This window comes from Curtobacterium sp. BNK-1 (assembly GCF_048685235.1).
GTDB classification, from domain to species: Bacteria; Pseudomonadota; Gammaproteobacteria; order Enterobacterales; family Enterobacteriaceae; genus Pantoea; species Pantoea agglomerans.
Genome location: NZ_JBLQTJ010000001.1, coordinates 3122312 through 3134143 on the forward strand (window position 1 = coordinate 3122312; position 11832 = coordinate 3134143).

Sequence of the window (11832 nt, forward strand, 5' to 3'; positions counted from 1 at the left end):
TCAGGGAAATCAGGATGGGGAACAGGCGGTCAGCGACCGCCTGAAGGATCAGTAACCCGCTTTGCTGGTGTCGCTGTCATGACCCAGGGTGTTGAGCAGGCTCGCCAGCAGGCTTGATGCACCAAAGCGGAAATGACGCGCATCGGCCCAGTCGGCACCCAGCGTCTCTTCCGCCATTTTCAGATAGATCGCGGCATCTTCAGCGGTGCGCACGCCACCAGCGGGCTTAAAGCCAACCTGCTGGCTGACGCCTTTATCGCGGATCACGTTCATCATGATCTGCGCCACTTCAGGCGTGGCGTTAACCGGCACTTTACCGGTAGAGGTTTTGATGAAATCGGCACCGGCATCAATGGCAATCTCAGAGGCCTGACGGATCAGCGCTTCCTGCTTCAGTTCACCGGTTTCGATGATCACTTTCAGCAGCACATCTGCTTCGGCACAGGCGGTTTTACAGGCTTTCACCAGATCGAAACCGACCTGACTGTTACCGGCGATCAGCGCACGATACGGGAACACCACATCCACTTCATCGGCACCGTAGGCGATAGCGGCGCGGGTTTCTGCCAGCGCAATATCAATGTCGTCATTGCCGTGCGGGAAGTTAGTCACCGTGGCGATGCGGATCTCCGGAGTTCCCTGCTCGCGCAGCGTTTTACGGGCAATCGGAATAAAACGCGGATAGATACAGATTGCGGCGGTGTTGCCTGCCGGGGATTTGGCCTGATGACACAGGGCGATCACTTTTGCGTCGGTGTCGTCGTCATTCAGGGTGGTTAAATCCATCAGTTTCAGGGCGCGCAGGGCAAGGTCTTTGATATCGGTCATGAGGCTCTCCAAAGGATCGGGGTGCAACCCACCGGCTCGCCGGCGGAATGTTATAATAATAACACTCTGGTGCGGCCTGATATGTGCCAGGAGTCACATAGAAATAAGAAATTAGTGCAACATTGCCACGTTTACTGTGACTAAAGTTACAGATAGCGGTACCTGATGGTCATTATACGCCAGCGGGTGTAATGTTACTATTATCACATTTAAGCGCGAAGGCTGCAGGTCGGGTGAGACACGGGCGGTCAGTTGCGCAGCGCCGGGAAAGCGGGATCGAGCTGAAATAGCTTCTGACTGTTGTGCCACAGCGCATCAGCAATCTCCTCCGGTGACTCTTCTCGCAGGCTGCAGAGCACCTCCCACACCTGACGCGCCCGCTCCGGACGATTAGGCTGGCCCTGAAAGCCCTGCAGCGGCATATCGGGTGCATCGGTTTCCAGCAGCAGCGAAGAGAGCGGCAGCTGCGCCACAGTCTGGCGGGTTTTGCTGGCGCGTTCATAGGTAATGGTCCCGCCGATGCCAATCGCATAACCCAGCTTAATAAAGGCCTGCGCCTGCTGCAGGCTGCCCGCGAAACCATGCACCACGCCATGGCGCGGCAGATCGTAACGACGCAGAATCTGCGCCAGTTTGTCATGAGTGCGGCGCGAATGCAGGATCACCGGCAGCTGATACGCTTTCGCCAGCTTAAGCTGCGCCTCAAGAAAGCGTTGCTGCTTATCAAACTGCGGATCGTCGCGATAGAGATCCAGCCCGATCTCGCCGATCGCCACCAGCTTACGCGGCCGCTGTTGCAGTAAGGTTTCCAGCTGGTCGAGATGGGCCTCCTGATGATTTTCGATGACGATTGGATGCAGGCCCAGCGCGGCATAGAGCGCCGGTTGCGCCGCGGCTAACGCGCAGACCCGCTCAAAGCGGCTGGCATCGATCGCCGGAACGATAATCTTTTCCACGCCAGCTTCTGCAGCACGTGCCAGGCTGCCAGAGATATCCCCTTCAAACGGCGGGAAATCGAAGTGGCAGTGCGTATCGATAAACTTCATGCCAGCGATCCTTTGTCGTAATCAGCATCATTATCCGCCAGCGGCGGTGTGATGATGAGGCGGGTATCGGGTGCATTGGCTGCCGGAGCAGGCGGCGTTACGATACGCGCCGTGGTCATCGGTTCCGCATCGCTCAGCCACTGGCCCAGCGTGGCAAGAAAATAGCGACCACAACGCCGTCCCAGATGATAATCCTGATTCAGTGAAGCGATGCGGCTCCCCAGCGCACTGCTGGCCAGCGCATGCGGCGGAAAGATTTCGATAATGCGCAAATCATCGGGAGGATTCTCAATGAACTGCTGAATTTCCCGATAGCTCTGTTCATGCTTATTCAGCACGTTGATCATCGGCTGCAGTGCGCCGGTGCTGAGCCAGCGTTCCATTCGCTTAAACCATTTCGGGGTATAGAACATCTGCGACGGCACGGTGCGGATTACCACAATGGTATCAGCGCCACGGCGGGCGGCTTCACGCACCGGAATCGCATCGCTGATGCCGCCATCGAGATAGCTGATCCCTTCCAGACTGACCCCCAGCCGGTAAAAACCGGGAATGGCACTGGAGGCTTTGATCAGATCCAGCCAGTTATCGGCGGTCGGGTTGAAGTAGCCAGGCGTGTAGTCGTCACTGCGGCAGGCGCACATATAAAACTCGCGGCCGCTGGAGAACAGCTGTTCCGCGCTGCTCATCGCCAGCGGAAATTCACTGCGGGTGATATCTATCAGCCAGTCAAGGTCGATCAGATTGCCACCACGCACAAAGCGCAGCGGATCAAAAAAGAGTTTACTGGTGGTATAGCGGGTAATCACACGCCGGGCATAGCCGGGCTGACCACAGACAAAGGCAGAAAGATTTTGTGCACCGGCAGAGGTGCCGAGCATCAGCTGAAAGGGGTTGAATCGGGCACGCTGAAATTCATCTAACACGCCTGCGGTGAAAATGCCGCGTTGACCGCCGCCTTCACAAACCAGTGCAATTTTCTGAGATTTAAACGGAGTCAGGGCCAGAGGTTCAATGGCGCCGAGCGTGACAGGAATGCGTATACCCACTGTACGAACCTCAAAAAGGGGTTCCGGGTCTGCTGGAGGATCGATCCGTTAAAGACGGCAGCATTCCGGAGAACCAGTCATATGTTCCTTTAACCGGCAGGCCAGCAGGGCTGGCTTGCCTTGCAGCGATGTGAAGGTGTCCCTCTCTTCACGTCAGTCGCTACAGATGACTGGTCTCCGCTCTATGCTTTGCGTTGCATTACACTGCAGGACTCATCGGCTAAAGCTTTTTACGGCCGGTAAACAGGCTGATGAGGAACAGGATAATACCAACGACGAAGACAACTTTAGCTGCCCATGCTGCTGTGCCCGCTAAACCGCCAAAACCTAACGCTGCAGCGATCAGTGCGATCACCAGAAAAATAATGCCCCAACGAAACATAAGCCTCTCCTTACCCTATTTAAAAATCGAATATTTAAAAATCGATCTGCTTATTTCATCCCCGGATGGGTATCTTTTATTCGTGCGGCCACAGAAGTGACCGCACGCAAGCTTAAGATTTAACCGTCAGGTCATTCTTAACGCTTTTCACGCCTTCAATGGCTTTAGCAATGCTTTCTGCACGATCTGACTGTGCCTGATTAGCAACCTGCCCTGAAAGCTGAACAACGCCGTCGGTGGTCTCAACTTTTACGTTGCGCGACGGAACAATGTCATCCGCTAATAGCTTAGCTTTAATTTCGCTGGTCGTGGCGGTATCGCCCGCATAACCTTTCATTGATGATGCTTTGCTGTCTCTGACGTGTAGTTTGTCGCTGACGGATTTAACACCTTCGATTTTCTGCACCACAGCCACAGCCTTCTCAGCCTGATCCTGTGAGGTGACGAAACCGCTTAAGGTCACGACGCCGCTATGCGTTTTTACCGAGATATCCGTGCTTTTAATTGCGTCATCATCTACCAGTGCCGCTTTGGCTTTGGCGGTGATGCCGCTGTCATCCATATAACCATCGACTTTTTTCATAGAACTATCGATTTTTGAACCCGCGCTGTCGGCTGTCTGTGACGCTTTCTGCGACATTGATTCGTCAGCCAGTGCGCTGCCGCTGATCAGTGCTGAGCCAATCATGGCGGCCATCAGGGTTTTAGCAATCTTAGTCTTGTTCATCGATATCTTCCTTCTATCAGTTAACTCACCCAAAAACTGTGGGCGCAACAGAGGCACAGGTGCCGCTGCGTTACAGGACGTAAGGACAAGAGAAGTCTCTTCCGCCGTCCGATAGAGTAATCATAGACGGCATTTTGCAATTTGCCTGGCTAACTGGTTGATCACACGTCAAAACAGAAGAAAAACGGGGTTTTTAGGAGGAGTCTGGAAGGAGGAAAACAGGGCCACTCCCAGCTGGAATGGCCCGGAAACAGGCGATTAGTGCTCGCGCGTTTTGCGGAAACGGACGTCGGGGTAACGTTCCTGCGTAATATTAAGATTAACCATGGTTGGCGCGATATAAGTCAAATTATTGCCGCCATCGAGCGCCAGGTTAACTTCGTTTTTACGCTGGAAGTCCTCAAACTTTTTCGCGTCGCTGCATTCAACCCAGCGCGCCGTAGAGACGTTGATCGCTTCGTAGATCGCTTCGACGTTATATTCGCTTTTCAGACGGGCAACCACCACATCGAACTGCAGCACCCCGACCGCGCCCACGATCAGATCGTTGTTATGCACCGGGCGGAACACCTGTACCGCACCCTCTTCCGACAGCTGAACCAGCCCTTTCAGCAGCTGTTTCTGCTTCAGCGGATCGCGCAGACGAATACGGCGGAACAGCTCTGGCGCGAAGTTCGGAATACCGGTGAACTTCATGTTTTCACCCTGAGTAAAGGTGTCGCCAATCTGAATAGTGCCGTGGTTATGCAGGCCGATGATATCGCCGGGATACGCTTCTTCAACGTGCGAACGGTCGCCCGCCATAAAGGTCAGGGCGTCGGAGATCACCACATCTTTGCCGGTGCGCACCTGACGCAGCTTCATCCCTTTTTCATATTTACCGGACACCACACGCATAAAGGCTACGCGGTCGCGGTGTTTCGGGTCCATGTTGGCCTGGATCTTAAACACGAAGCCGGTGAACTTCTCTTCTTTCGCTTCTACCGTGCGGGTGTCGGTGTCACGCGGCATCGGACGCGGTGCCCATGCCACCAGGCCATCCAGCATATGGTCAACGCCAAAGTTACCCAGCGCGGTGCCGAAGAAGACCGGCGACAGTTTGCCGCTCAGGAAGGCTTCCTGCTCAAACTCGTGCGATGCGCCCTGTACCAGCTCCAGCTCTTCACGCAGCTGTGCCGCCAGATCGTCACCGACTGCGGTGTCGAGGTCCGGGTTGTTCAGCCCCTTCACGATGCGCACATCCTGAATGGTATGGCCTTTACCGGTCTGGTAGAGATAGGTCTCATCTTTGTAGAGGTGATAAACCCCTTTGAACAGCTTGCCGCAGCCGATAGGCCAGGTGATCGGTGCGCAGGCAATTTTCAGCTCGCTTTCCACCTCATCCAGCACTTCCATCGGGTCGCGGATGTCACGGTCAAGTTTGTTCATAAAGGTCAGGATCGGCGTATCGCGCAGACGGGTAACTTCCATCAGCTTACGGGTACGATCCTCGACGCCTTTAGCGGCATCAATCACCATCAGACAGCAGTCAACCGCGGTCAGCGTACGGTAGGTATCTTCCGAGAAATCTTCGTGACCCGGGGTATCCAGCAGGTTCACCAGGCTATCGCGATAGGGGAACTGCATCACCGAGGTGGTAATGGAGATACCACGCTGTTTCTCCATCTCCATCCAGTCCGACTTAGCGTGCTGGTTAGAGCCACGGCCTTTTACCGTACCGGCGGTCTGGATAGCCTGTCCGAACAGCAACACTTTTTCGGTAATGGTGGTTTTACCGGCATCCGGGTGCGAAATGATCGCGAAGGTGCGGCGGCGTGCCACCTCTTCTAAAAAGGGATTAGACATGGAATTCTTCTCAATAGGCAGCGCAACTTACTGGCGCTGCTGATAAATCACGGTGGCCGGCAGAACCTTACCGGCGGGTAAACGGTGCCAAAAACGATCTTTCATCGTTGGCGGGTCAGCGCGAAGTTACATTGGCGTGAATTCCGGTTACCTGGTCAGCTTTAAGGCGGCATAGCATACAATATTTTGCGCGCGCGGCCTACAGGGAGAGGGGCAGGATTTCAGGGGCGGGGAATCGGGGAACGGTGGATGCCACAACAAAGCGGGACGGGTCTGCACCCGCCCCGCCTCCGTTATCCCAGCACCTTTCTGACGCAGGCTTTGAAGATCTGCACACCAATCTCCAGCGAGTCGAGATCAAAATGCATGTCGGGATGATGCAATCCGGGCGTCAGGTTGGTGCCCAGCCCCCAGAAGCCCGCTTTTACACCCGGACGCTTCACCGGATAGTAGAAAAAGTCCTCGCTGCCTGGCGTGGTCCGGGTTGACAGCGCGCCCTCTTCGCCCAGCACCTCGACGATCGCGGCGCGGATCACCGCCGTCGCCTCATCATCAATCTCGGCGGCGGGCATCTCTTTTAATACGCGGACCTCGGCGCTGGCACCCAGTGCCGCCACGCTGTGAGTAATGGCGCGCGTGACCTGCTCTTTCAGCAGCGTCATCGGCCCGTTCTCCTGCGAACGCAGATCCCAGACTACGCGGGCTTCATCCGGCACCGAGTTGGTGACACCGGCATCGCACAGGAAGCGGGTCGCTTTGACGCTCCAGGTCAGGCCGGGCGAGAGGTGTATGGCGTTGACCGCCTGAACCGCCTGTACGGCAGCATCCAGCGCATTCACCCCCAGGTGCGGACGCGCCGCATGGGCGGGCTGGCCTTTGATGGTCGCTTCCAGCGTGCTGCAGGCTGAGTAGAGCACCGCAGGCACCGCCTGTCCGACCACGCACTCCTCCAGCGGACGCAGATGGAACCCCAGAATCATCTCCACATCATCCAGTGCGCCACCTTCGATCATTGAGAGCGCACCGGCGCCCAGCTCCTCGGCGGGCTGGAACAGGATCTTCAGCCGGCCACGTTTCACCGCGCCCTCCTGCAGCAGAGCCGTCGCCGCCGTCAGCACGACCGAAGAGTGACCGTCGTGACCGCAGGTGTGGCGCGCACACGGCACGCCATCAATGATGTGCCCCAGCGCATCCATATCCGCGCGCAGCGCCAGCACCGGGCCCGGTACACCGCTGTCGATCTCGGCCACAATGCCGGTGGTGTTATTGATATTGCGCGTCACCTTCAGGCCCGCTTTCTCCAGCTGATCGGCGATGTAGGCCGAGGTTTTCACCTCCTGAAAACCCAGCTCCGGAATTTCGTGCAAATAGTGGTAATGCTCTAATACCTCAGACACAGCGTTACTCCTGAATAAACAGACGCATAACAGACATTGCGATCAGCGCGTTGATGATGCTCACCAGCATCAGCAGCGGCCAGTATTTTTTTGGCACATCGGCCACGCCCAGCAGCCGTCCCATATATTGCAGCTGCGATCCCATCAGGAAAATCGCCGGGGCCAGAATCGTGATATCCGCGCCGGTCAGCAGCCCTTTGGTCAGCAGACTCACCGCTACGCCGGTACCCGCAGACGATGAGAGCCAGGCGGTGAGCAGCACCGTAATTGCCTCACCCGGCAGGCCGAACAGCCCCATCACTGGCGCAAAAACGTGCCCGAGAAACTGCATGATGCCGAGCAGATTGAGCACTTCTGCCAGCACATAGGCCATCACCACATTTGGCATCAGGTTGTGAATGGCGATGTGAAAGCCTTTACGCGCGCCGGTCACAAACACATCAAAGGGATTACTGCTGATCGTGATTTTATTTTCCATCGGCGAAATCCTTCTTATAAACACTGTTTAACACAGCGCGCGTTATCGCCGCACCGACAAATTTCAGCACGAACATTAATAACAGCGGAATAATAATCGGCAGCGTCATTGAGGCGAATAGCGCGGAGCCGATGGCGAAGTAATTATTGATTAAGCCGGCACCGGAATATTGCCAGGCACTCATCACCACCACCTCTTTTTTACCGATCTGTTTCTGGTCTGCCATCTCTTTGGTTAATGCCGCGCCCGCGTCGGTACTTTGCAGGTCGGTGATTAACGCCAGACCGCAATGGCCCGGCAGCCCCATCAGCGGCTTAAGCAGCGGCGTCAGCAACCGATGCGCCGCGCGAATCGCGCCGTAGTGGGTGAAGATTTCCAGCACGCCCAGCGCCAGCATCACCGTGGGCGTCAGCGACAGCGCAAACAGGAAACCCGCTTTGGCACTGAGTCCGCCTGCGCCAAGAAAGGTGTTGCTGGCGGGATCTTTCATGGTGCCAAAGCTGCCGCCCAGCGTGGTGAAGTCAAAGGCGCCCAGCCATGAAAGACCCTCGACGTTATAAAACAGCCCTGAGAAAAACAGGATGGCAAAAATTAACGCGACATAACTGCCTTTGGTCGCCGTCATTTTTACCGGACTTACCACACTTTCATCTGACATTATTTTCTCCTGATAACCTGGCTTGCCGCCTGTTCCCTGCCGTGGCAAGTTTCAATATATGGAACTGAGTTCTAAGCATGATTTATGCCAGAGCCGATCGGCGCGCGATGATTAATGGCCCTGCTGCCACCACCGGGCGTTTAATCCACGACATGACTGTTATGGCTCTGCGAAATATCTTTTTCTGACGGCAACGTGATATTTCCGGCGCGTTATCAGATGACCGCTATTTCTCCAGCTTCAGCGGTGATTGCACCAGCAGGATAGCGACCGGGCGCACTATCATGGTGCTGAAACCCTGATTTTGTTGCCCGATAAGGAGTGATGCAGAATGAGAATCGCTCGCATTCAATTTGCGAAATAATTCTATTTAAATCAATCAGATAAATTGGCTGTTTTTGCGGAAAAGCCTTCGCTTTACTAACATATTTGATGCATAATTCACCGACTATACCTGTTTATTTAACATCTTCTTAAAAGGACTCGGCCATGCTGACTGCTGAAATGACTGGGCGTTTAAACGACCAGCTGAACCTGGAATTTTTCTCTGCCAATCTTTATCTGCAAATGAGCGCCTGGTGCAGCGACAAAGGCTTTGAGGGTGCCGCTTCCTTCCTGAAGATGCATTCACGCGAAGAGATGCAGCATATGCAGCGTCTTTTTGATTACCTGAGCGATACCGGCGGCATGCCGGTGCTGGGTACCATCGCTGCGCCGCCAGTCTCTTTCACCTCGCTGAATGAAATTCTGCAGCAGGCGCTGGAGCATGAGCAGCTGATCACCAGCAAAATCAATGAACTGGCCCATGCTGCCATGACCTCACAGGATTACTCTACCTTCAACTTCCTGCAGTGGTATGTCGCCGAGCAGCATGAAGAAGAGAAACTGTTCAAAACCGTGCTGGATAAACTGGCGCTGGTCAGCAACAGCGGCAACGGTCTGTTCCTGGTCGATAAAGATCTGGGCCGCATGAGCACCGAGAACCACGCAGAATAATGTTTATCGGCCCCTTTTCGGGGCCGATCTTATTGCCGTCTTGCTGACACCACTGCACCGCTATTCCAGCCGGTAACTCGCGGCTTTCCCGCCATTCACCCACAGTTCACGGCTTTCCCCCGCAGGCAGTAACAGCGCGATCTCCCGCCAGGCTGGCTGGTAATCTCCACGTTTTTCCACCGTCAGGTCGATACGCGTGGCGCTGCTGCAGAGCGTCCAGCGAAGCCATAGCGCATTCCCCTGTTGCCAGCCGTGGCTCTCGCCATCGTCATCAAACATTTCGCCTTGAGTCTGCACGCCTTCGGGGGCAGGCCATAGCTGCCATTGCCGCACCGTATCACGCCGCGCATCGGTGGTGCTTTCGCACTCGCCCAGCGGGATCACCGCACCGGCCCGCACCAGCAGCGGCAGCCGATCCAGCGGCGCATCCAGCGTGATGGTCTCGCCGCCCGCAAACGCCTTGCCGCTGTGCCAGTCATACCAGCCGCCGCGGTTACGGGGCAGATAGACTTCACGACTGCGCGCGCCCTGCTCCACTACGCTGGCGACCAGCAGATCGCGCCCCAGCATAAAGTCATCACACTCCTGATAGGTCAGCGGATCCTGCTCGTGATCGAGGAAGGTCGGGCGCAGCATCGGCTCATCTTCCACGCTGGCCTGCCACGCCAGGTTATAGAGGTAGGGCATCAGGCGATAGCGCAGCCGGATCGCCTCGCGGATCATCGGTGTGACTTCCGGGTACATCCAGGGCTCGTTTACCGTGTGATCGTCATTCCAGGAGTGGATAGTAAAGCGCGGGTGCATAACGCCATTCTGAACCCAGCGCACAAACAGCTCGGCATCCGGCTTATCGCCCGAGAAGCCGCCGACATCGTGCCCGACGTTAAATAGCCCGGAGAGGCTCATCCCCAGTCCCATGCGGATGTTGTAGCGCAGGGTTTGCCAGCTGGTGCGGTTATCGCCGCTCCAGGTCTGTACATAGCGCTGCATCCCGGCGCAGCCGGAACGGGAGATCAGATAAGGGCGTTTGTCCGGTGCAAACTGCTGCTGGGCTTCCATTGAGGCGCGCATCATCAGCAACGGCATTACCGGCCGGATATGCTTGATGGCGATCGGCTGACCAAAACCGTGACAGCGCGCTTCGCCATCCCACACCTCATATTCGTTGTTGTCATTCCAGGTGGAATCGATGCCCTTTTCCAGCAGCTGCCGGGTGACATTCTCCTGCCACCAGCGCACCGCCTGCGGATGAGTGAAGTCGAGGTGCGATCCTTCATCGTCCCAGAAAACCGACCGCTCAGGACGATCCTGCTCAGAGTCACGAATAAACAGCCCCTGCGCAGCCACTTCCTGATAGCGCGGATGATCCTGCAGCAGGCAGGGTTTGATGTTGGCCGCCAGCTTCATTCCGGCAGTATGAAACGTGTCGCTCAGCGCATTGGGATTCGGGACTTTGTCGTAGTTCCAGTTGAAGACGTAGCGCTTGTTGTTAATCGAGGTGTAACCCGAAGAGAGCTGGAACGAGTCGCAGGGAATTTCATGCTCGCGACACAGACGGATAAAGGATTGCAGCTGCTGTTGCGCGTCGGGCGCGTCGGTATAGTGCATGGTGGACCCGCTGTAGCCCAGGCTCCACTTCGGCTGAAACAGGGTGCGACCGGTCAGACGCACAAAGGCTTTGGTGACGTCGAGCAGCGTCGGGCCCAGCATCATGTAGTAATCGAGATCGCCCGCCTCGGCGCGGTAGCGACGATAAGGGAGATGGTAGTTATCCAGCTCATTCCCCAGATCGAGCCAGCTGCTGCTCAGGTTGTCATAGAACAGGCCAAAACTGACGCCATCGCGCTGCGTCAGGGTAAACGGAATATGTTTATAGAGCGGATCGGTGCTGGCGGCGTTGTAGCCCATGGCATCCAGATTACGCATCTCAAAACGGCGGTTAACGCGGTTCAGGTCGCCGCTCTTCTCGCCCAGGCCATAAACCCGATCCTGCGGCTGGCGACGCTGATAGTGCTCGACCCCGTCGCCGTGTGCATTGAGCAGATAGGCACCGGTGTGACGGTCGGCGGCCAGCGGCTGCCAGCTCTCACCATCAAACTGCTCCCAGCTCAGGCAGAGCGGCTGATGCACCGTGACACGCAGCCGTTGCGTGCTGATGCACAACTGCTGCGCATCGTGTTCAACCTTAAATGCCGGCAGCGTAAAGCCATCCAGCGCCTCACGATCCCGCCCCTGCCAGGGCACGTCGCTGACAGGCGCAATGCTCCAGGTGCGGTTCAGCGCCAGCTCACCGTCGCGCTTCAGCAGCACGCGCATCAGCTTATCCTCCAGCACGTAAAGCCGCAGGAAGTGACGATCTTCGACCTTGAGTTCAACAAAGTGATCGGCCTGCTGATGCAGCGTCCAGTTCTTCAGGGTTTTCATCG

The 11832-nt window shown here is 56.2% G+C and carries 11 protein-coding genes; 1 reads left to right on the forward strand and 10 read right to left on the reverse strand.

Translation table 11 applies throughout. The features are described 5' to 3' along the window. Positions 1 to 48: 48 nt before the first annotated feature. The 9 genes from deoC to ACMGGP_RS14785 all read right to left on the reverse strand — a co-directional run bounded on the left by deoC (position 49) and on the right by ACMGGP_RS14785 (position 8410). On the reverse strand, positions 49 to 828 hold the full coding sequence (gene deoC / locus ACMGGP_RS14745; protein WP_010248957.1) for a deoxyribose-phosphate aldolase: 780 nt from the start codon (positions 826 to 828) through the stop codon (positions 49 to 51). A gap of 248 nt (positions 829 to 1076) precedes the next feature. Beyond that, a complete protein-coding gene (locus tag ACMGGP_RS14750) occupies positions 1077 to 1874 on the reverse strand; it encodes a TatD family hydrolase (RefSeq protein WP_249654991.1) in 798 nt (265 codons plus the stop codon). Further along, complete coding sequence (locus ACMGGP_RS14755; protein WP_033769872.1) at positions 1871 to 2923, reverse strand: patatin-like phospholipase family protein; 1053 nt, start codon at positions 2921 to 2923, stop codon at positions 1871 to 1873. The genes ACMGGP_RS14750 and ACMGGP_RS14755 overlap by 4 nt, the downstream gene beginning before the upstream one ends. Positions 2924 to 3143: 220 nt before the next feature. Then, positions 3144 to 3305, reverse strand: a complete 162-nt coding sequence (locus tag ACMGGP_RS14760) for a DUF1328 domain-containing protein (RefSeq protein ID WP_003848537.1) — start codon at positions 3303 to 3305, stop codon at positions 3144 to 3146. A gap of 112 nt (positions 3306 to 3417) precedes the next feature. Next, positions 3418 to 4032, reverse strand: coding sequence for a molecular chaperone OsmY (gene osmY / locus ACMGGP_RS14765; RefSeq protein WP_010671097.1), 615 nt, complete (start codon positions 4030 to 4032; stop codon positions 3418 to 3420). Between the two features lie 258 nt (positions 4033 to 4290). After that, positions 4291 to 5877 carry a peptide chain release factor 3 gene (gene prfC / locus ACMGGP_RS14770; protein ID WP_010671098.1) on the reverse strand — a complete coding sequence of 529 codons (1587 nt, stop codon included), beginning with the start codon at positions 5875 to 5877 and terminating at the stop codon, positions 4291 to 4293. Positions 5878 to 6170: 293 nt separating this feature from the next. Beyond that, the gene (locus ACMGGP_RS14775; protein ID WP_010248978.1) at positions 6171 to 7274 is read right to left on the reverse strand and encodes a M20 peptidase aminoacylase family protein; all 1104 of its coding nucleotides are present in this window, start codon (positions 7272 to 7274) and stop codon (positions 6171 to 6173) included. Positions 7275 to 7278: 4 nt separating this feature from the next. Continuing rightward, complete coding sequence (locus ACMGGP_RS14780) at positions 7279 to 7752, reverse strand: YjiG family protein (RefSeq protein WP_109652120.1); 474 nt, start codon at positions 7750 to 7752, stop codon at positions 7279 to 7281. Further along, positions 7742 to 8410, reverse strand: coding sequence for a nucleoside recognition domain-containing protein (locus tag ACMGGP_RS14785; RefSeq protein WP_010248983.1), 669 nt, complete (start codon positions 8408 to 8410; stop codon positions 7742 to 7744). Before ACMGGP_RS14785 ends, ACMGGP_RS14780 begins: the two co-directional genes overlap by 11 nt. Before the next feature lie 489 nt (positions 8411 to 8899). On the opposite strand from ACMGGP_RS14785, the gene ftnA reads away from it, so the two are divergent. Continuing rightward, positions 8900 to 9406, forward strand: a complete 507-nt coding sequence (gene ftnA, locus ACMGGP_RS14790) for a non-heme ferritin (protein ID WP_010248984.1) — start codon at positions 8900 to 8902, stop codon at positions 9404 to 9406. Positions 9407 to 9466: 60 nt separating this feature from the next. On the opposite strand, the gene ACMGGP_RS14795 is transcribed toward ftnA, so the two are convergent. Continuing rightward, the gene (locus ACMGGP_RS14795; RefSeq protein ID WP_498798589.1) at positions 9467 to 11830 is read right to left on the reverse strand and encodes a glycoside hydrolase family 31 protein; all 2364 of its coding nucleotides are present in this window, start codon (positions 11828 to 11830) and stop codon (positions 9467 to 9469) included. Positions 11831 to 11832: the final 2 nt, after the last annotated feature.